The sequence below is a fragment of the Roseateles sp. YR242 genome (genome assembly GCF_900109745.1).
Lineage (GTDB): Bacteria > Pseudomonadota > Gammaproteobacteria > Burkholderiales > Burkholderiaceae_C > Roseateles.
In genome coordinates, this window is sequence record NZ_FOAV01000002.1 from 324,374 (window position 1) to 344,888 (window position 20,515).

Annotated in this window: 19 protein-coding genes; 6 read left to right on the forward strand and 13 right to left on the reverse strand. The window is 66.4% G+C overall.

Features of this window, described 5'->3' with window-relative positions; genetic code table 11:
• Positions 1-62: 62 nt before the first annotated feature.
• The 3 genes from BMY53_RS05080 to BMY53_RS05090 are packed head-to-tail and all read right to left on the reverse strand — an operon-like array spanning position 63 to position 3,701.
• Entirely contained in the window at positions 63-1,373 is a 1,311-nt protein-coding gene (locus BMY53_RS05080) for an SAM-dependent methyltransferase (protein ID WP_092944307.1), read from the reverse strand.
• A 37-nt stretch (positions 1,374-1,410) separates the two neighbouring features.
• The gene (locus BMY53_RS05085; RefSeq protein ID WP_177200724.1) at positions 1,411-2,301 is read right to left on the reverse strand and encodes a DUF1365 domain-containing protein; all 891 of its coding nucleotides are present in this window, start codon (positions 2,299-2,301) and stop codon (positions 1,411-1,413) included.
• Complete coding sequence (locus tag BMY53_RS05090) at positions 2,298-3,701, reverse strand: NAD(P)/FAD-dependent oxidoreductase (RefSeq protein WP_092944309.1); 1,404 nt, start codon at positions 3,699-3,701, stop codon at positions 2,298-2,300. The genes BMY53_RS05085 and BMY53_RS05090 overlap by 4 nt, the downstream gene beginning before the upstream one ends.
• Before the next feature lie 253 nt (positions 3,702-3,954).
• Here BMY53_RS05090 and BMY53_RS05095 point away from each other — a divergent pair, with 253 nt between their 5' ends.
• A complete protein-coding gene (locus tag BMY53_RS05095) occupies positions 3,955-4,557 on the forward strand; it encodes a sigma-70 family RNA polymerase sigma factor (protein ID WP_255370037.1) in 603 nt (200 codons plus the stop codon).
• A 10-nt stretch (positions 4,558-4,567) separates the two neighbouring features.
• Positions 4,568-5,269 carry a ChrR family anti-sigma-E factor gene (locus BMY53_RS05100; RefSeq protein ID WP_255370038.1) on the forward strand — a complete coding sequence of 234 codons (702 nt, stop codon included), beginning with the start codon at positions 4,568-4,570 and terminating at the stop codon, positions 5,267-5,269.
• Here BMY53_RS05100 and BMY53_RS05105 read toward each other — a convergent pair.
• From BMY53_RS05105 to BMY53_RS05120, 4 genes are read right to left on the reverse strand one after another with little or no spacing between them, the layout of a single operon-like run.
• Positions 5,232-5,708: a DUF2177 family protein gene (locus BMY53_RS05105; protein ID WP_092944313.1), complete on the reverse strand. Its 477-nt coding sequence runs from the start codon at positions 5,706-5,708 to the stop codon at positions 5,232-5,234. The two genes, BMY53_RS05100 and BMY53_RS05105, sit on opposite strands and share 38 nt — an antisense overlap.
• Positions 5,709-5,752: 44 nt before the next feature.
• On the reverse strand, positions 5,753-6,406 hold the full coding sequence (locus BMY53_RS05110; protein ID WP_092944315.1) for a DUF6134 family protein: 654 nt from the start codon (positions 6,404-6,406) through the stop codon (positions 5,753-5,755).
• Positions 6,406-7,239, reverse strand: a complete 834-nt coding sequence (locus BMY53_RS05115; RefSeq protein WP_092944317.1) for a DUF1295 domain-containing protein — start codon at positions 7,237-7,239, stop codon at positions 6,406-6,408. Before BMY53_RS05115 ends, BMY53_RS05110 begins: the two co-directional genes overlap by 1 nt.
• 10 nt (positions 7,240-7,249) lie before the next feature.
• Positions 7,250-8,311 carry a cyclopropane-fatty-acyl-phospholipid synthase family protein gene (locus BMY53_RS05120; RefSeq protein WP_092944319.1) on the reverse strand — a complete coding sequence of 354 codons (1,062 nt, stop codon included), beginning with the start codon at positions 8,309-8,311 and terminating at the stop codon, positions 7,250-7,252.
• 172 nt (positions 8,312-8,483) lie between these two features.
• On the opposite strand from BMY53_RS05120, the gene BMY53_RS05125 reads away from it, so the two are divergent.
• From BMY53_RS05125 to BMY53_RS05140, 4 genes are all read left to right on the forward strand, one after another.
• Positions 8,484-11,315: a CHASE domain-containing protein gene (locus tag BMY53_RS05125; protein WP_177200725.1), complete on the forward strand. Its 2,832-nt coding sequence runs from the start codon at positions 8,484-8,486 to the stop codon at positions 11,313-11,315.
• 251 nt (positions 11,316-11,566) lie between these two features.
• Positions 11,567-12,544 carry an RNA polymerase sigma factor RpoH gene (gene rpoH / locus BMY53_RS05130; protein WP_092944323.1) on the forward strand — a complete coding sequence of 326 codons (978 nt, stop codon included), beginning with the start codon at positions 11,567-11,569 and terminating at the stop codon, positions 12,542-12,544.
• A gap of 170 nt (positions 12,545-12,714) precedes the next feature.
• A complete protein-coding gene (locus BMY53_RS05135) occupies positions 12,715-13,698 on the forward strand; it encodes a bifunctional helix-turn-helix transcriptional regulator/GNAT family N-acetyltransferase (protein ID WP_092944325.1) in 984 nt (327 codons plus the stop codon).
• A gap of 70 nt (positions 13,699-13,768) precedes the next feature.
• The gene (locus BMY53_RS05140; RefSeq protein WP_092944327.1) at positions 13,769-14,722 is read left to right on the forward strand and encodes a M14 family metallopeptidase; all 954 of its coding nucleotides are present in this window, start codon (positions 13,769-13,771) and stop codon (positions 14,720-14,722) included.
• 190 nt (positions 14,723-14,912) lie between these two features.
• Here the strand turns inward: BMY53_RS05140 and BMY53_RS05145 are convergent, their stop codons facing one another.
• From BMY53_RS05145 to BMY53_RS05170, 6 genes are all read right to left on the reverse strand, one after another.
• Entirely contained in the window at positions 14,913-16,163 is a 1,251-nt protein-coding gene (locus tag BMY53_RS05145; RefSeq protein ID WP_255370039.1) for a Fic family protein, read from the reverse strand.
• Between the two features lie 170 nt (positions 16,164-16,333).
• Positions 16,334-16,945: an SCO family protein gene (locus tag BMY53_RS05150; RefSeq protein WP_092944331.1), complete on the reverse strand. Its 612-nt coding sequence runs from the start codon at positions 16,943-16,945 to the stop codon at positions 16,334-16,336.
• A gap of 43 nt (positions 16,946-16,988) precedes the next feature.
• On the reverse strand, positions 16,989-17,897 hold the full coding sequence (cyoE, locus tag BMY53_RS05155; RefSeq protein ID WP_092944333.1) for a heme o synthase: 909 nt from the start codon (positions 17,895-17,897) through the stop codon (positions 16,989-16,991).
• A complete protein-coding gene (locus tag BMY53_RS05160; RefSeq protein ID WP_092944335.1) occupies positions 17,894-19,051 on the reverse strand; it encodes a COX15/CtaA family protein in 1,158 nt (385 codons plus the stop codon). The genes cyoE and BMY53_RS05160 overlap by 4 nt, the downstream gene beginning before the upstream one ends.
• 22 nt (positions 19,052-19,073) lie before the next feature.
• Positions 19,074-19,739, reverse strand: a complete 666-nt coding sequence (locus BMY53_RS05165) for an SCO family protein (protein WP_218151180.1) — start codon at positions 19,737-19,739, stop codon at positions 19,074-19,076.
• The gene (locus BMY53_RS05170) at positions 19,729-20,484 is read right to left on the reverse strand and encodes an SURF1 family protein (RefSeq protein WP_255370040.1); all 756 of its coding nucleotides are present in this window, start codon (positions 20,482-20,484) and stop codon (positions 19,729-19,731) included. Before BMY53_RS05170 ends, BMY53_RS05165 begins: the two co-directional genes overlap by 11 nt.
• Positions 20,485-20,515: the final 31 nt, after the last annotated feature.

The window sequence follows — 20,515 nt, forward strand, 5'->3', positions numbered from 1 at the left end:
AGCGCGTGCCGTTTGCGTGCCGTTCAAAGCGCAGAGCCCGGCAAACGCCGGGCTTTTTTCGATCACCACAAGCGCTGCGGATCGAGCCTGTACAAGCCCACATCCACTCGCCCCGCGAGGAACCCCGCTTCGCAGTAGCACAGGTAATACGCCCACAGCCGCCGGAACCGCTGGTCGAAGCCCAGGGCCTCGATGGCGCCCCACTCGGCCTCGAAGCGGCGGCGCCACTCCGCAAGCGTGGCGGCGTAACTGCGGCCAAAGCGGTCCTGCGTCGACAAGCTCAGCCCGACCCGCTGCGCCTCCATCGCCATGCGTGCGGGCGTGGGCAGCATCCCGCCCGGGAAAATGCAGCGCTGGATGAAGTCCGGATTCGCGCGATAGCGCTCGAAATACGCCTCGCCAATCGTGATGGCCTGCAGGACGGCAACGCCGTCAGGCTTGAGCCGATCGCGAAGTGTGGCGAAGTAGGCCGGCCAGTACGCCTCCCCCACCGCTTCGATCATCTCGATGGAGACGATGCGGTCGAACTGCCCGTCAACGTCACGGTAATCCTGCAGGCGCAGATCCACACGGTCTTCGACGCCCCACGCCCGAGCCCGCGCCTGCGCAAAGGCCAGCTGTTCAGACGACAGGGTCACCCCCACCACCTCCGCACCGCAGCGCCGTGCCAGCGTGGCCGCCAAGGTGCCCCACCCACAGCCGATCTCCAGCACGCGTTGGCCCGGGCGCACATCCAGCAGCTCAATGATGCGATCCAGCCGCCGGGCCTGCGCGGCCTCCAGCGATTCGGTCGCGTTCCAGGCTTCCCAGGCCGGCGCGGCGGCCACCGGGGCTACGCCGCCGTCGTCCGCGTAAAGCGCGCTGGAGTACAGCATGGTGTCGTCCAGCCACCGTTGATAGAACCCGTTGCCCAGGTCGTAGTGCGCGGAGATGTTGTGCCGGCTGCCCCGGCGGGTGTTGGCATGGGCGCGATGAACCGCCTGGGCCAGCCAACGCGCGGGGCCGCGTGCCTCGGTGACACCGCCCAGCGCTGCCTCGTTGGCAACCCCGAATGACAGCAACGCGGTCAAGTCGGGGGTGGTCCAGTCACCGTCCCGATAGGAAAACGCCAGGCCCAGATCGCCCTGCAGCAGCAGGCGCCATAGCGGGCGCCAGCGGCGCAGATGGAGCGCGGCCTTGGGGCCGGACAGCGGCCCCACCACTTCAACGCAGCGGCCGTCCGGCAACGTCATCGCCAATTGGCCGTGCTGGACCCGTGACAGCAGGCGGCGCAGGGGCGCCTGCCAGGTCCGCAGCGGGTCACCATGAAGCGTGGCAGATTCAGACAAAGCCACTGGCGGGGCAGGCAAGGTCGTGCGCATGTTGTCGTACATGGAGGAGAGTCCTGGCGTTTTTTCTTGACGGTACGAGTCAGGTCGTATCGTTGTGGCGAATGACGGTGAGCGCGCGGTCAGGCGGCTCCGGCCGCTGGTGCAGGCGCGCGCCCTTGAGCCAGAGCCGAAGCGCCTCCCAGTGAATGCCCACCAGCACCTTGAGCGTCAACAGCGGGTGGGTGACCAGCAAGCGCAGCAGCGCCGCATCGGTCAGCGGTGCGCGCAAGGCATCCAGCCGGGCGTTGAGGACGCAGGCCCCAGGCGCTTGCTGGCTGCCCTCGTGCACGCTCACGCCGATCGACAGGTGTTCTCGCGGCGGTTCGATTCGGAAGCGGTAGTGCATGGCCATGCCCAGGAAGGGCGAGACGTACAGCTGCTTGTCGCTGCATTGCTCTACCACCGCCGCCTGGCGCTGCGCCGGGGCGACTTCGATCAAATAGCTGTGACGCTGGTCGAAGGTGTTGTTGACCTCGTAGACCATGGCCTGCAACTCGCCATCAGGTCCATCACAGAACCAGACGCTCAGCGGGTTGAAGGCATAGCCGAGCAGCCTGGGCATCGTCAGCAAGCGGATCCGGCCGCCGGTGGGGAGTCCCGCCTGTGCAAGACGTGCGTCGATCAGCGCACGCAGTGCCGAGGCATCCCGTGCGTTGCCATCGCCATGATCGGTGGGCCGAAAGCTGAAGAGGTTGAAGCGCCCCAGGGAGAACCAGCGCAAGCGGGCGTCCAACGCCGGCAGTTCATCGATGTCGAGCAACAGCGAGAACATGCGGTAGTCCAGACGATGTCGCAATGGCTGCAGGCGCTGATGCATCACCCGGCCACGATAGATGGCAGAGCCGGGCTCCACCGCCAGGCGCGTCTTTGCCCCGGGTAGCTCACGCCCGGTTGGCAACTGCCCGCCTGCGCCAAGGTCGGGTGCGCTCATGCGGACACCGCTCGCGGTAGATGGATTCGGGCGGACTCGCCTTCGACCGTCCAGGGGCGTCGCACCTGGCCCAGCGCCTCGGCCACCGCCAGGCCGGCTTGCAGGCCATCCTCATGAAACCCGGAACCGAAGTAGGCACCGCAGAACCAGGTGCGTTGGGTGCCCTGCAGCGACCACAACTCCCGTTGCGCCGCCATCGCTGCGCCGTCAAAGCGTGGGTGCTCATAGACGTCCGAATGCAGGAGGTGTTCGGGTTGCGGTGGCACGGGCGGGTTCAAGGTCACGAACAGGGGCACCGCGCTGCGCCCTTGAGGCAGGTGCGGCTGCAGACGATTCATCCAATAGGTCACACAGGGGGGCTGATCGGGGCCGCCGGATCCACCCTTGGCACTGCTCTGGCCCGCCGACAGGTAATTCCAGCTCGACCAGACCGCCCGGCGCCGGGGCATCAGCGCGGGGTCGTGGTGCAGCACGGCGAGGTTTCGGGTGTAGGAGAACGCACCCAGCACACGCTGCTCCGCTGCTGTCGGGTCCTGCAGCAGGCGAAGGGACTCATCGGCATGGGTGGCGAGCACAACGTGATCGAAGGTGGGGGTCCATGCGCCCCGGCGGGTCCGCAGCCGCACGCCGTCGGCAAGGCGGGCAATGGCATTCACGGGGTCATCGCGATGGATGTGCTCCTGGAAGCTGCGGGTCAGGCGCTGCACATATTCCCGGCTGCCGCCATCGACCGTGCGCCACACGGGACGACCCGAGACCTGGAGCAGGCCGTGGTTCTCGCAGAACCGCACAAAGGCAGCCATCGGATAGCGCCCGATCTCCGACGCCGTGGCCGACCAGATCGCCGCCCCCATCGGGTACAGGTGATCGTCACGAAAGGCTCGGCCGTAGCCGCGTGCGTCCAGATAGTCCTCCAACGCCATGTCGCCGAACGTGGCCGCGTGCCCGGGTGCTTCCCGATAAAAGCGCAGGAGTTCCCGAAGCATCTGCCAGAAGCGGGGTCGCAGCAAGTTGCCGCGCTGGGCAAACAGCCCGTTGAGATCGGTGCCGGCATATTCCAGCGCCCCGTCGTTCAAGCTCACCGCGAATGACATGTCCGACGCGCGGGTGGGTACGTCCAGATGCCGAAACAGGGCTGTCAAATTGGGATAAGCGGGCTCGTTGTAGACAATGAAACCGGTGTCGACGGCCACCTGCAAAAGGCCGGAGGTCACGTCCACGGTGTGGCTGTGCCCGCCGATGCGGCGGTCGGCCTCGAACAGTTCGACATGATGGCGCTGCGACAGCAACCAGGCGCACGACATGCCGGCGATACCGCCGCCAACTACGGCGATTCGCAACGGGCGGTCCGCCGAGCTGGACGGATGACGCGGTGCGTCGGTGGTTTCTGGGCGGTCCATGATGGCGTGAGGGCAGTTTTGTCCTTGTACGGCCGAATGGGCGATTTGGATCGGTCGCTCGCCTCAGGGTTTCATCGGAGTGCGTGCGAAAGTCGCCCACACAACGCGCTTCTAGTGTTGAGCGATGATCCGATCTGCCGTTTTCCGCGTATCACCCAGCATGGGCAGCCTGCGAAACGAGGAAACGGAACACGACCCGGCGGGAACGTCGGGCAACGCACCACGGCCTTTGTTCGTCCAGAAAGCGCCCCACTTGAAGATTGTTCCTCTGGATCCCGACGCCGCTGGCCGAGAGTCCCCGCCGCCAGCGCCGCAGAGCCATTGGCCGGCATTGATGCGCCGGGTGGCGCAATCGCGTGACCGTGAGGCCTTTGGCTTGCTGTTCTCGCATTTCGCGCCACGCGTGAAGAGTTATCTGATGCGCACCGGCAGCGCCGAGGGTGTCGCCGAGGACCTCGCCCAGGAGGCGCTGGTGACCGTCTGGCGCAAGGCGGCCTTGTTCGACCCGGCGCAGGCGGCCGTATCGACGTGGATCTTCACGATCGCACGTCGCCTCCGGATCGATGCCGCCCGGCGCCATCAACTTGACGGTGCCGGTGACGAATGTTTCGAGTTCGACCTGCTCCAGGCGGACCAGCCCGACCAGGCCGAACAGACCGACGCCGCCCGTTTGTCGCGTCGGGTTCGTGACGCGCTCGATCGGCTACCCGTCGAACAAGCGCAGGTGCTGCGGCTGTCCTTCTATGAGGATGAGCCACACGCCCGCATTGCCGAGGCGCTGGGCCTGCCGCTGGGCACGGTCAAGTCGCGTATCCGGCTGGCCGTTGCGCACCTGCGCAAGGCGCTTGAGCTGTGAAGTCCCCGCCATGTTGACCACTGTTCAGACCATGCTGCCCCCCGAGATTCGCCATCACCCCGCCGACGAACTGCTGCTGTCATTTGTGGCCAGCGCGTTGCCGGTGGGCATGCGCTTGGTGGTGGCAACCCATCTGGAACTCTGCCCCGCCTGCCGGGCGCGGGCGACGATGCTGCGCACGCTCGGCGGTGTGCTGCTGGAGGATCAGCCGGAAGCCCCGATGCACGAGGACGCCTTGGCGCGGGCCATGGCGCGTATCGATGTGCTTGATCACGCGCCGGCTGCCCTGGCGCCCATCGCACCTCGCAAGGTGACGGCCCCGCCCCCGCTGCCAGCAGGCGCCGTCTGGCCACGTGCCTTGGTCGGATGTACGGCCACACGCTGGCGCTGGATCGCCCCTGGCATGCGCTGGAGCAAGGTCACGGTGCCGGATGCGCCCGAGGCCAATGTCTTCCTGCTGCGCATTGGTGCCGGCAAATATTTGCCCCAACACACCCATCGCGGCACGGAGCTCACCCAGATTCTCTACGGACGGTTTCATGACGGGCGCGCCCTCTTCGGCCCCGGTGACTTCGACGCGGCGGATGAGGAGGTCCATCACCAGCCAGCAGTGCAGGACGGCAGTGAATGCATCTGCCTGGCCGCCGTTGACGGCCGGCTGCATTTCGATGGCTTCATGGCCCGTTGGCTGGGCGCACTCGTCGGCATGTAGCTGCCGTCAAGGCGGTGCCGATGCCGCAAGCCACGCCGCTGGCAATGGTGCCCCACGCAAGGTCCAGCAAGGTGACGTGCCAGGGCCAGTCGCGCAGCGTGGCCTGGTTGGTCAGGTCATAGGTCGCGTAGGCCAGAAGGCCGAAAACGGCACCCCGCCCCAAGGCGAAGGCCGCCTGCGCCTGAGGCCGTGACAGTGCCGGCGCCACCGCGAAGAAGAGCAGGCCGCCGACATACAGCAGGTAGAACGCCACAGCGGCCGCCCAGTCCACCGATGGCGCCATCAGATGGCCAATGGCGGGCTGGTAGAGCGAGGCCGACAGGCTACCCAACCACACGGCATCCATGGCCAGGAAGACAAGGGCAATGAGGACATAGGCCAGCGGCCAGCGCCACACAGGTGCGTGGTGCCAGGCATGGGGGTCGGGCCGCAAGGTCATGGGTTTCTCCACGGGGTTTCAATGGGGTCAGGGCAGGCGATGGGTCAGGGCAAGCGGTAGGTCAGGAGGCGGCCGCCCTTGACCAGGGCGTCCAGGCCGATCCAGCGTCCATCCGCCCGGTCGCGCCAGAGCGTGAGCACCTGCTGGGGTGGCGCATCCTGGCGTGACGATGGCGGTGGGATGGCCGTGATGCGCCAGCCGGAGGCCGCCACGTCTTTGCCACCCACAGGGAGGGCAGCGTCCGGCAGCCGGTCGAAGCGGACCGCATCGATCTCTCCGGTTTGGGGATTCAACAGGCGCTGCTGCTCCGCCAGTGCCGGGTTCCAATACGCGTAGCTCATCAGGCAGCCGGTGCCAGGCAGGTCGGGAACTGCCCAGCGGCGGTCGACCTCCAGCGGCTTACCATCATCATCAGTGATGCTTCGAATCTCCTGCAGGCAGTCACCACGCCATTGCTCCGTGGCGTCATGCCGGTAGCGAAAAACGGTCAGGCCGAGCAGCTTCACGTCCAGCCGGGCAGTGCTGTGGACTCGGCGTGTCGGGGCCTCGCCCTCCACCACGAAGCGATGGGTGCCAATCAGCTTGCCATCCAGCCGGACATCGAAGTTCCAGGTCTGAGCACCCAGCCTTGTCGAACACACGGCCAGCACCATCACCGCAGAGGCAGCGGCACAGCCATGCCGCTGCCGCGCCGACATCACGGCTGACCTCGGCCTGGGGAGGGCCCAATCGCCTTGGGCGGCCAGGGAATGAACACGCTCGTGCGCGCGATGTAGTCACGGTAGGCCGGATGCCGTTCCTCCATGTCCTTCTCCAGCAAGGTGACGCCCGAGACGCGCAGCAGCAAGAAGGTCATGAGCAGGGGCGAGGCGAGGCTCCAGGCCGCCCCCCACTCACCCGCAGACACCGCCATCATGCCCAGCCCCCACCACAGGCAGCACTCGCCGAAGTAGTTGGGATGCCGGGAGTAGCGCCACAGGCCTGTATCCATCACGCGGCCCTGGCGGGATGCTTGGCGCCGGAAGCGCGCCATCTGCGCGTCGGCAATGGCCTCGACCAGCAGCCCCGACGCCGCGACCACCGCGCCCAGGCTATCCAGGAGGCCCCAGGCCGACCGGTCTTCATGAGCAGCCGCCAGCAGGGGCGCACTCACGACCCAGCCCAGCACGGCTTGCAGCAGGAACACCAGCCACAGGCTCTTGAGCGCAAAGCCGGGCTGATTGCGCGCGCGCATGGCCTGGTAGCGTCGGTCTTCGCCATGCCCCCAGTTGCGGATCGTGATGTAGAGGCCCAGGCGCAGCGCCCACAGCACCGCAATGGCCAGCATCACCAACAGCCGCGCATCGGCGCCAGCGAGCGCGCCATACAGCAACGCGGGTGCCGCGATGAACACCGACCAGACCCGGTCGGCGAGGCTGGCATCTTTCATGCGCACGCTCACCGCCCAGGTGGGCAGCGCCACCAGGACGGCGAGCAGCAGCCCGGACAGGCCCAGCGTGAGCTGGGAGGGAAATTCGTGGACGTCCACCATCGCTTGTGCCTTAACGCCTGGGCGCAAAAAGGTAGTGGCTCACCCACCATTGCTGGCCTTGGTCGTAGGCGAACAGTTCCTCGACCGACAGCAGGAAGAGCCGCCAGCGTCGCCACCACGTGGGCGCGTCGGCAACCCCGTAGGTCGATTCGAACACCGGCCACAACGCCGTGCGGTTCCGGTCGAAATTCTCCAGCCATGCGGCGGCAGTGCGCGCGTAGTGGCGCCCATCCCATCGCCAGCGCTCCAGCACGGCCAGATCGTCCTGACACAGCAATGCCAGGTCGTCACTGGGCATCATGCCGCCGGAGAAGAAATAGCGGCTCATCCAGTCCGTCGCGTCACGAACCTCGAAGGCGTAAGGCGCCTCGCGGTGGGCGAATACATGCATGAAAAACCGGCCATCGTCACGCAGCCAACCCGCCACCTTCTGAAATGCCCGCGGCCAGTTGCGCAGGTGTTCAAACATCTCCACCGACACCACACGGTCGAATCGGCGGTCGAGTTGCCCATCGTCGCCCAGTTCGTTGAAGTCGCAGGTCAGCACCTGCAGGTTGTGCAGGCCACGTGCCGCCGCTTGTCCCTCGATGAAGCTTCGCTGCGACGCGGAATTGGACACGGCCAGGATGTCGGCATTCGGAAATGCCGATGCCATCCACAGGCTCAGAGATCCCCACCCACAACCGAGCTCCAGAATCTGCTGGCCGTCGGCCAGCCCGGCGCGCTGCGCTGTGGCCACGAGCGCCGACTCCTCGGCTTGCGCCAGCGTGTGGATGCCGTCGGGCCACCAGCAGCAGCTGTACTTGCGCTGCGGGCCCAGCATGGCCTCGAACAACTGGGGTGGCAGCTCGTAGTGCTGCGCATTGGCCTTCTCCGGTTGCACGGCCAGCGGCGACGTTCGCAGGGACGTCAGGAAGCGCTGCGTCAGCGCTGCGGCCGTCTCCTGGTCACGGTGATGCGACTCGTCCAGACGCTGCCGCAGAAGGCGACGGATGCCCATTCGCACCGCGGACGCGGGCAGCAGCCCGCGTTCGGCCAGATTCACAGCGAGAGCGGAGAGGGCGAGGTCCATGTGGCGGCCTTGTAAGGAGAACGCTCTTTCTACGCAGCCGGCGCCCTGTTGGATCTCCCTGCTGGTTGGCATGTCCCTGATGCAGTTCACCCCCATGATTTGAGCATTTCGCGTTATCAGATTCAGCGTTAGGCTGAACGCCATGCGCGATGCTTCCTCCCGAGCGGCTGCCATGTTCCCTGCTGCCGTGCCTTACCGGCGGTGGTTGAGCACGCTCGGGCTGAACATCCTCATTGGCGGCCTCTATGCAGCGCTGGGCGTGGCCTCGCTGCAACTGGTCCTGCCGCCGGATTACGCCGCGCCGGTCTACCCCGCTGCGGGCCTTGCCGTGGCGGCCGTCTTGCGCTGGGGCCCGCGGCTTCTGCCGAGCATCGCCATCGGGTGCGCGCTGGTCAGCCTGCTGCTGTCCGAAGCACGCGGTCAGGTCTGGCTGCTTGCCCACGTGCTGGTCGGCCTCGGGGCCGCCCTGCAGGCGTATGTGGGCGCCGCCCTGTCCAGGCGCTGGGTGGGCCCGGTCCCCCGCCTCACGGAGCCGCGAGAACTGCTGCGCTTTTACGCCGCCGTGGTCGGCATCGCCTGCCTGATCAGCCCCACCGTCGGTTCCCTCACGCTCGCGTGGTCGGGCGCCCTGCCCGCGGCCCGCTGGCCCTTGCAATGGTTTTCCTGGTGGGCCGGCGATGCCATTGGCGTGATGCTCGCCACCCCGGTGGCGCTGAGCATCTTCGGCCTGCCGCGGGCCCACTGGGCGCCGCGGCGGCTGGGGGTGGCCGTCCCCATGCTGCTGGCCTGCGTGCTGCTGAGTGCCGCCAGCTACTACATCTCGCTCAACGAGGAGAGCCGACGGCGCCATGCCTTCGAGCTGGAAGCAGAGGGCGCGCTCGATGTGTTGGGGGAAGCACTGCAGCGCCCGCTCACCGCGCTGGAGGCCAACCACAGCCTGCTGATGGTGGCGCCGCACATCAGCCGGGAGGACTTCGAGCGTGCCCATGCCGAGCGCACCCCCGGCAGTGAGGGCGTCTACGCCCTGGGCTGGTCCGTCAGGGTGGCGCCGTCGGAGCGCGCGGCCTTCGAACGCGCTGCGCAGGCCGATGGCTACCCGGACTACCACCTGCGCGAACGGCAACGCCCAGGCGATCTACCGCCCGACCCCACTGCCGACCTCATGGCCATCCGTCTGATCGTGCCGTTTTCGCGCAATCAGAATGCGCTGGGCATCAACACCCGCAGCATCCCGCAGGCCCGGGTGGCTCAGGATCTGACCATGGCCACCGGCCGGCCCTACGCCGCTGAAGGATTCCCCCTGTCCCAGGACGTGGGCACGCGGGCCATCGGCGTGGTGATATATCGTGCCGTTTATGCGGAGGGCGACCGAGGTGCGGAGCCCCAACCACGCGTGCGCGGCCTGGCCTTCGCCACGCTGCGCCCCGAAGGCCTGCTGCAGGAATCCATGCCGACCCAGTCGGCCGACCTGGACTTCTGCCTGCTGGACCGCACGCCGGGCACCCGCCACGTGCTGCTGGCCGGCGACGACCGCTGCGCGGCCCTCCCCGCCAGCATCCCCACCCGGCAGCGCGCCATCACCTTTGCCGGCCGCCAGTGGCTGGTGGTGGTCTACGCGCCGGCCGGCCTGCCGGCGCTGCCCGGTCATATCGGCCTGCCGTTTGCGGTGGCCGGGCTGGTGTGCACGGGCCTGCTGGGCCTGTTGCTGCTGTTGGTCACCGGCCGTGCCACGCGGGTGGCAGAACTGGTGGAAGAAGGCACCCAGCGGCTGCGCGAAAGCGAGGAGCGCTTTCGCAGCATCGTGGAGCATGCGCCGGTGGGCGTGGTGTTCACCGACCTCAGCGGCCGGCCGCAGACGCTCAACCCCTATTACGCGCAGTTGCTGGGCTATACCGAAGAAGAACTCAAGCAGCGCACCATCATGAAGATCACGCACCCGGAGGACCGGGCCGAGGACGGCCGGCTGGGCAATGCGCTGATTCGCGGCGACCTGGAGCGCTACAGCCGCATCAAGCGCTACATCAGTGCCGAAGGCCGGTTGATCACGGTTCGGGTCTGGGTCTCGCTGCTGCGGGACGCGCAGGGCGAGCCCTACCGGCTGGTGGGCGTGGTGGAGGACATCGGCGAACAACTGCGCCTGGAAGAACTGGAGCGGCTGCATGAATCCGCCCATGCGGCGCACCGTGCCAAGAACGAATTCCTCTCCCGCATGAGCCATGAACTGCGCACGCCGCTGAACGCCATGCTCGGCTTCTCGCAGCTGCTGGAGGCGGACAGGGATCCGCCCATCAGCGTGCGCCAGCGCAGTTGGGTGCAGCACGTCCAGCAATCCGGCTGGCACCTGCTGGAGATGATCAACGACGCGTTGGACATGTCCCGGCTGGAGGCGGACCAGATCCGGGTGGAACTCTCCCCCCAGGCCCTGGCGCCCATCCTGGCGGACAGCCTGGCCATGGTGGAGACACAGCGCCAGCGCCGCCAGGTGACCGTGCACCTGGAACTGGTCGAGCCCTTGCCAGCGGTCATGACGGACGCCACGCGGCTGAGGCAGATCCTGACCAATCTTCTGAGCAACGCCATCAAATACAACCGAGAAGATGGGGAAGTCTGGCTGCGCGCCCACCGCACGGCGGACGGCGCTGTTCAACTGAGCGTGACCGACACCGGCGCCGGGTTGTCTGAAGCCCAGCTCACCCAACTCTTCCAGCCCTTCAATCGGTTGGGACGCGAAGCCGGGAGCATCGAGGGCACCGGCCTCGGGCTGGTGATCACCAAGCGTCTGGTGGAACGGCTGGGCAGCGAACTGGCGGTGGCGAGCGCGCCCGGACGGGGATCGAGTTTCAGCTTCGAACTGCAGGCCGCCCCAGCGGCGGCCCTGCCTCCCGAATCGACCGGGCCGCACCCGCCTGAAGCGGCGCCGGCTGCAGTGACGGATCAGCAGGCGCAGGTTTTGCCGGAAGCGCCTGAAACCGACCTTCCATCGCCGGGCAGCCGTTCCCGTTGAACACAGTGTGCAAGCCAGCGCAACAATCGCGGCCTGAATCCGTATCAAGATAGCGATCAAGCAGAAGTAGCCTGCAGGCGGTTTTCAACTGATATTTCTCATAAATTTGATAGAAACATCAGTAATTGAGCCGGTTTTCCCTGTGGGGACCCGTCAAAGGGCCTTCTGTGGGGGGCTTAGCACTCGTTTCCCATGAGTGCTAATATCCATCGCAACACCAGTGAATGATCTGGTTCAGGAGATTCCAAGACATGTCCAACAGCCTTGCATTGAAGACCAACAACCCGTGGTCCCTGGTGCCGTCGCTGGGCAACCTGGATGCATACATCTCGGCCGTCAATCGTCTGCCGATGCTGACTGCCGAAGAAGAACAGGATTACGCCCACCGCCTGAAGTCTCAGGGCGATGTGGAAGCTGCGGGCCGCATGGTGCTTTCTCACCTGCGCCTGGTGGTGTCGATTTCGCGCCAATACCTGGGTTATGGCCTGCCACAGGGCGACCTGATCCAGGAAGGCAACGTCGGCCTGATGAAGGCGGTGAAGCGTTTCGACCCGGACCAGGGCGTCCGTCTGGTCAGCTACGCCATGCACTGGATCAAGGCCGAGATCCACGAGTACATCCTCAAGAACTGGCGTCTGGTGAAGGTGGCCACCACCAAGGCCCAGCGCAAGCTGTTCTTCAACCTGCGCTCCATGAAGCACAGCCTGAAGGAAGGCGCTGAGAACCAGCAGCGTTCGTCGCTCACCGAGCGTGAGATCGACCTGGTGGCGAAGGAGCTGAACGTCAAGCGCGAGGAAGTGCTGGAGATGGAAACCCGTCTCTCCGGCGGCGACATCGCGCTCGAACCTCAGGGTGACGATGATGGCGAGACTTTTGCGCCCATCGCCTACCTCGCCGACGATTCGCAGGAACCCACCCGCGTGCTGGAAGCCCGCTCACGCGACTCCCTGGCCAGCGATGGCCTGCAGAAGGCACTGGAAGTGCTGGATCCGCGCAGCCGCCGTATCGTGGAAGAGCGCTGGCTGAAGGTGAACGACGACAGCTCCGGCGGCATGACGCTGCATGAACTGGCGGCGGAGTACAACGTGTCGGCCGAACGCATTCGCCAGATCGAAGTGGCGGCGATGAAGAAGATGCGCAAGGCCATGGCCGGCGACGACGCCCCTGCTGCCAAGGCAGTGGCCAAGAAGCTGCCCAAGCTGGCGGAAAGCGTGGCAGTGGCCGCTTGATGCGCGCCCCTCCTGACACTCACCACGCCACCTGCGGCTGAGTCCGTGGGAGTCACTTCCAACAAAGGCCCTTCGGGGCCTTTGTGCTTTTTCGACCGGTGACCAGTGCCATCCCATCTTTCAGCAACTATTTACTTGCCAAAAGCAATCATCTTGGGGATGATGGCGCCATGGATCACGCAGACCGCATCGAAGCCGTTCGTCGCTTCAATCGCTTCTACACCCGCCGGGTAGGCGTTCTGAATGAAGGGCTGCTGGACTCGCCTTTCACCCTCACCGAGGCGCGTCTGCTCTGGGAGCTGGCGCACCTCGATGAAGGCGCTGACATCACGGCCACGGACCTGGGCCGTCTGCTGGATCTCGATGCCGGTTATCTCAGCCGCTTGTTGAAGGCGCTCAAGGAGCGGGACCTGGTGACCGCCACGCGCAGCGCCACGGACGCCCGCCAATCTCAACTTCAATTGAGCCCTGCGGGCCGAAGCGCCTTTGAACCGCTGGACCTTCGGTCCCAACAGCAGGTGGCGGCCTTGTTGAGCCGGCTGGGCGACGCTCAGCAGGTGGAATTGCTGCAAGCCTTCCAGCGTGTGCAAGCGCTGCTGGCCGACCCAGACGACAAGCCCGCCAGGCAAGGCTTCATCCTCCGGCCCCACCGGCCTGGCGACATGGGGTGGGTGGTGGCCAGGCACGGCGCGCTGTATGCGCGGGACTTCCAGTTCGACATGCGCTTTGAAGCCCTGGTGGCCCGCATCGCCGCCGATTTCATCGACCGCTTCGACGCCCGCCGCGAGGCCTGCTGGATCGCTGAACGAGACGGCATGAACATCGGATGTGTATGCCTGGTCCAGGCCCGGGACGACAGCACCCATCAACCCATCGAGGGCACTGCCCAGCTGCGGCTGCTGCTGGTGGAACCCTCTGCGCGCGGACTGGGGTTGGGGGAACGGCTGGTGGCTGAATGCCACCGCTTTGCCAGGGAGGCCGGTTATCAGCGTGTCCGCTTGTGGACCAACAGCCAATTGGCCGCCGCCAAGGGGATCTACCGCAAGGCCGGCTACCAGCTGACCGCGAGCGAGCCGTTTCACGATTTCGGACTGGATCTGGTGGGAGAGACCTGGGAGCTGGACCTCTTGAACCGCGTGGGCCTCCCGGCCTGATGGGAGAATCTCCACAGGTCAGGGGTCTGTTGGCAAGGCCCTGGCTTGGCCACCTCAGTTCGGAGCACCCATGACGACAGCACGCTTTTATCCCATCGGAACGCCTGGTGTGCCCTGGGGTGCGGAAGAGCGAGTCCTGTGGCGAGCGCGGCAGGTGCGCAGCCGAAGTTATCAGGACGATGTGGTGGCGCGGGTGCGGCGTCTGGCCGATCGCTCAGCGGTCGGCGCCAATGTCGCCTTCGAGATCGTTCAATACGGCCAACTGAACTACGGCGACGACAGCTATCCGCTTCTGGCACTGAAAAGCACGTCGTGGAAGGCGGGACGCCCGGTGGCGCTCGTCACCGGGGGCGTCCACGGCTATGAGACCAGTGGCGTGATGGGCGCCTTGCGTTTTGCCGAAGAACAGGCCGCCGCCTACACCGGGGAGGTCAATGTGCTGGTGGCACCCTGCGTCAGCCCCTGGGCCTATGAGCGGGTATGCCGTTGGAACTACAACGCCATCGATCCCAACCGGAACTTTGGCATGCGCCGGCATGCGGACGAATCGTCTGCGCTGATTGAGCTGCTGACCCCCTATCTCGGCCAATTCCTGCTGCACATCGACCTGCACGAGACCACGGACACCGACGCCAGCGAATACGACCCCGCACTGGCGGCCCGCGATGGCAAACCGCACGAACCTCAAGTGATCCCCGACGGCTTTTACCTGGTGGGCAACAGCGAGACCTCGCGTCTGGACTTCCAGCAGGCCATCGTGCAGGCCGTCCAGCAGGTGACGCACATTGCCCCGGCTGATGCGGCCGGGCAGATCATCGGCTCCCCCGTCATCGCCAACGGGGTGATCGAGTTTCCAATCCGACAGGTGGGGTTGTGCGCGGGCTTCACGGGTGCGAAGTTCTCCACCACCACCGAGGTCTATCCCGATAGCCCCCGCACGAATCCGAAGGAATGCGAGGAGGCTCAGTTGGCGGCTGTCCGCGCGGCATTCAGCTTTGCGTTGGCACACGCGACCCCGGGCTGAGGAGTTTGATGGGTGGGGCGCCGCCCCCTTGCATGGGCACACGGCGGATGCACTCATCGAGGCCCCGGCACCCGGTCTGCGGGTGCTACTGATCCCCAGCGGGACGGGGGCCAGCACGGCATTTGGCATTGCCGAGGAAGTCGTCGCGGGCTGGTGAGTGGCGCCCACGCCGTGGGTGGCCTGCAAGCCCCTACTGCGGACGGCCCGCCTCAATCCAGGCGGAGGCTTCCTCCATCGAAATACGCCGTCGCGCGCAGTTGTGGGCCCCAAGCCCTTCCAGTTCCCGCGCCAACATGGACTGGAAGGCCGCCTGGTCTTCAGGGGGCACACCGGCCAGTTGCACCGCCACCGCCTGCGACTCTCGTCGGCGCACGACATGCCCCATCGCCACGCTCAGGGGAAGCCGGTACTTCATCCGGAACGGGTCGGGCCTGCCCATGACTTCCATGGTCTGCCGGTACGTCGGCAATGACCGCCGATATGTCCAGTCGAACAGATCCACCGCCAGCGACACGTCATTGCACTCGTAGATGCCGATCATGGCCAGCGCGTAGTCCTCCCTCGTCACATCCAGGAAGGACAGCGGCGCCTGGTTGTAGAGCATGAGCGGCATGTTCGCTGCCAGCCGGCTCACCCGCTTGTTGCCGTCTTCGAAGCCTTGCAGGTAGGCCAGCTGAATCCAGAGGAAGAAGGCGGCCTCGATAGGGTTCTTGATGTAGCCCGCCTTCCTCACGATCTGCTCCAGCATCTCGTTCAGGACGGACGGGACCTGGCAGGGGAAGTAGGTGGTCCCGCTGATGTGAACCACCTTGTGGCGGACGGTGCCCAAGGAATGAGGGTCGGACAGCAGCTCGCTCATCAGCAAGGCATGGACGTTGCGGATCACGTTCGATGTCAAGCCTTGCCGCGGCACGGCGTCCACCATGAATTCGATCGCCTGCTTGTGGTTGAGCAGCATGAGGGCGTCCAGGTTCTGCGCCGGGTCAGCGCGCCGGAACAGCTCTTCTGTGGCCATTCGCGTGTAGGCGTTGCCCTCGAGGTAGGACGACGACCAGGACAGGTCAACCAGCAAGGGCTCCAGCACACGCCGCATGTAGGTGCCGGCGGGCTGCTGATCGTTCAGGCCACCCAATGCCGTCAACTCCTCGGCCAAGGCTGGAGGAAGGAGAAACGTCTCGTTGGGACAGTAGCGGTCCACAAACTCCCGCACATAGGTCACTGACCGGCGGGCCATTCGGGATGCCTCCAGGTAGCCGCGCAGTGCCACGCTGGCGGGGCGCCATACAGGCCCCTCGCCCTCATCGCTGGCCACGGGCTCCCGAACCCGGTGCTGGAGAGCGGAAGCGGCCTTGCCGGGGCGATACCGTGAGCCGCCCGGCGGAGGGCTGGCTCCCCTGGCCGGGAAGTCGGGGACCGATGAAAGAAGGGGTTCGGGTTGCATGACGAGTCGCTCCTGTGCGAGCAAATTCTCGTCCTGCATCCCCCTGCGGGGAAAGCGCTCAGCAGGTTGTCAAAGCGACCGCGGAACCGATTCCATCAAGGACGACGCGGATCTAGCAGCCATGGCAGTGGTCGGCTGCACATGCTCTGGTGGGGGCAGCGCGGCAGCGCTTACTGCCCCGCCAACAACAGCTTGATATCGCTCATCAACGGTTGAGCGCCCGCGCCATAACGTGCGTACACACGCACCCGGCCTTGCGGGTCGAACAGGAAACTCGCCGCAATGTGGTCCACGGTGTAGCTGTCCGGTGTCTTGCCCGGCACCTTGCCGTAATACACCCTGAACTCCTTGGCCGTCTCCTTGATCTGCTCCGGGCTACCGCGCAACGCCACGAAGCTGGGGTCAAAACTCTGGAGATAGACCTTGAGCAGTTCGGGCTTGTCGCGCTCCGGGTCCACCGTGATGAACACGCCCTGCACACGGTCACCGTCCGCGCCCAGCGCCTTCTTCACCTGCGCCAGCTCCGCCATGGTGGTGGGGCAGACATCCGGGCATTGGGTGTAGCCGAAGAACACCACCACCACCTTGCCCTTGAAGTCCTCCAGCGTGCGCGGCTTGCCGTCGATGTCCGGCAGGTTGATGGTGCGCGCGTAGTTGGCACCGGTCAGGTCCACGCCCTGGAAGCTGGCCTTGGGCGCCGAGGTGAAGCCCAGCTTGTCGCAGCCGGTCAGCAGCACGGCAGCACCCAGCGCGGCCAGGCAAAGGGAGCGTCGAACGATCATGTCAAAGACCTCAGCAACAGATTCGCAACGGAAGACGGGCCGCTCAGCCGATCCACGGGCTGAGATAGTGATCCAGCAGCAGCGCCCCGAACAGCAGGGAAAGATGGAACAGCGAGAAGAGGAAGGTACGCCGCGCCAGGGCCTCGGAATACTCCCGCCACAGCCGCCAGGCATAGTGGCAGAACATCAGCCCCAGGATGACGGCGCTGGCCAGGTAGAGCCAGCCACTCATGCCGGTGAGGAACGGCAGCAGCGTCGCGGCAAACAGCACCCAGGTGTAGAGCAGGATCTGCAGACGGGTGAACTCGTTGCCGTGCGTCACCGGCAGCATCGGCAGCCCCGCCTTGCGGTAGTCCTCGGCGCGATACAGCGCCAGCGCCCAGAAATGCGGCGGCGTCCACAGGAAGATGATCAGGCACATCAGCCAGGCTTCGGCGCCCAGGTCCCCGCGCATGGCCGCCCAGCCCAGCACCGGGGGCATGGCGCCGGAGGCGCCGCCAATCACGATGTTCTGCGGCGTGGTCGGTTTGAGCAGCACGGTGTAGATGACCGCATAACCGACGAAGGTGGCAAAGGTCAGCCACATCGTCAGCGGGTTCACCCAGAGGTAGAGGATGGCCGACCCCATGGCGCACAACACGCCCGAGAACAGCAGGGTCTGGCGGCGGCTGAGTTCTCCCCGCGCTGTCGGACGCCAGGCGGTGCGCTTCATCTTGGCGTCGATCTGCTGCTCGATCAGGCAGTTGAACGCAGCGGCGGCACCAGCCACCAGCCAGATGCCGGCGGTGGCCGCCACCAGGCGCACCCATTCCTCGCCATGCGGCAGCCCGGGAATGGCCAGCGCCATACCGATCACCGCGCAGAACACGATGAGCTGCACCACGCGCGGCTTGGTCAGTTGATAGAACTGCCACCAGCGCGAGGGCATGGCGGCCTGAGTCAGGGAAGTCATCTCACAGGATCCAGAAAGGCCTTGCGGCCGCCGGCATGCAAACGCGCCAGCACCAGGGAACAGATCAGCAGCAGCGCCGCGGCGCCACCGGTATGCGCCAGCGCGGCCACCAGTGGCCACCCCAGCACGACATTGGACAAACCCGAGGCCAGTTGCCACGCCCCGACGGCCAGCAAGCGGCCCGCCCAGCGGCGCCCCTCACCGCGCTGGCGCCACATCGCGGCAGCCAGTGCCAGCAGCGCCAGCACCACCACCAGCGCACCCATGCGGTGGGTGAGGTGGATGGCGGTCAGTGCCTCGAAGGGTAACCAGTCCCCATGCGCGCCACGGCCCAGCTCGCGCCAGATCGTGAAGCCATGCTCGAAATCCGTCGGCGGCCACCATTGTCCCTGGCAGGTGGGGAAATCCTGACAGGCGAGTACCGCATAGTTGGTACTGACCCAGCCACCGAGCGCCACCTGCACCAACACCAGCACCGTGAAGGCGAGCATCCCGCGGCGCAGCCCCCTGGGCCACTGCAGCGGCCGGGGCGCATAGGCTTCGGCCTGCCAGGCCAGCAGCATCAGCAGGCCCAGCGCCAGCAGCAGGTGGGTGGTGACGATGGCCGGGAAGAGCTTCATCGTGACCGTCCAGGCCCCGAACAGCCCCTGCACCAGCACCCAGATCAGCGACACCGTGCTCCACCACGGGGAGATCGCGCCCTGCCCGCCCGCCTCGCGGGAGGCCGCCCGGGCACCCCGATCCGCCCTCAGGTGCCGCCACCAGCTCTGCGCGGCCAGCACCAGGATCAGGAAACCGACGCCGCCCGCCAGGTAGCGATGCACCATCTCCACCCAGGCCTTGTGATGGGTCACCGGCCCGGTCGGCATCGCGGCCTGCGCCGCGTGGATCTCGGCGCTCGCGGCCATGGGCGACGAGGTGCCATAACAGCCAGGCCAGTCCGGGCAGCCCAGGCCGGAATCGGTGAGCCGGGTGAAGGCCCCGAACAGGATCAGATCGAAGGTGAGGAACACCGTCATCACCGTCAGCGCGCGCAGGCGCTGGCCGGGCGTGGCGCTGCGCTGGCGCAGGTACCACCACAGCAGCGGCCCACCGCCCAGCAGGGCCGCCATGAACAGCAGCTCCAGCAGCGGTGCGAAATCAAAACCGGTCATGCCCACACTCTCATCACCATGCTCAGCGTCCCGCCCGGTCCCAGCCGGCGTTGGCGCGCATCAAGCGCTCAAGGTCCTTCTTGAACTTGCCCGGGTCAGGCTGCGCCGGAGAACGCAGCATCCAGCGTCCCATCGGATCAACCAGGAACAGGTGCTCGCCCATGTGATGGCCAGGTGCGGCCATGAGCCAGGCCTGCAGGGCCGCGGTGGGCGCCCGCAGCACGGTCACCTTGGGCTCATGGCCCACCAGGGCGTCCAGTTGGGCCGGGGTCAGCGTGAGCTCGTCGGGCAGCAGCACCAGCTTGTCCAGCCGGTCGCGGTCCTTGCCCAACATCTCGCGCAGTTGGCGCTGCATGAAGAGCATGCGCTCACAGGCCTGGTTGCAGCTGGCCTTGGCGTCCGGCACGTAGGTCAGCAGCCACTGCCCTTGCAACGAGATCGGGTTGACCGGTTGGCCGTCCAGCGTGCGCAGCGGCAGGTCATGCGGCAGGTCACGCGTCGGATTGATCAGGTCGCTGTACGCCGAGCCGCGCAGGTCCAGCACATAGAAGCTGAAGTAAGAGGCGATCACCGGCGCCGCACACACCAGCAGCACCAGCCACATCTGCCAATGGCTGCGCCGCGGCACATCCGCCGGGGCCACCGGCAGGCTGTGCACCGCCATCGTCACCGGGCCGTCAGGCGGCATCGGCGTCTGGGGAATCGCGTCGACGGCGGTCTCTCCGGAGAGGGGCGAGAACTTGGAACCAGACATAAAGACCCAGAATGAGCGCGCCAAGCGCAAACCATTGAAAGGCGTAACCGTAATGCTTGTGGACGTCCACGGCAGGCGGCGGCCAGTGACGCAGCAGGCCGTCGGCGGATGGCGTGCCCGATGAAGGGCCGTCCGTCTCCAGCAGCACCAGCGGCAGCAGGCGCAGGCCGGTTTCGTCCTGGAAGGCGGACAGCTCGACATTCTGCCGGATCGGCCCGGCCTTCACCGGCGTGCCCAGTTCGAATGCACGTGAGGGCGCACCAGCCAACCGCCCCTCGATCCGTACATCGCCCTGGGGGTTGATCAGTGCCGGCAGATGTTCGCGGTTGGCGGCATCGCGCGGCACCCAACCCCGTTGCACCAGCAGGGCCTCTGACCGACCGGTCAGTTGGAATAGCGTCAGCACCAGAAAGCCGACACGGCCGTCCATCGGACGGTTATCAAGGTAGACGGTGTGGCGGGGGTCCGGGTCCCAGCGCCCTTGCAGCGAAGCACGCCGATGCAGCAGTGCCTCGGCCGGGGGGTCGTCAGCAGAGGGCAGGTCGCCGGTGGCCAGCGGCGCCAGGTTCCCCCGCAGCGTCAGCGCCTGCTGCAGCGCGATCTTTTGCGCAGCGCGGTCCAGCTGCCAGGTGCCCAGCGCGGCCGCCACCACCACGCCCAGCAGGGTCGCTACCAGCACGGGCCAGCGCGGCCTATGCATAATCACTTGT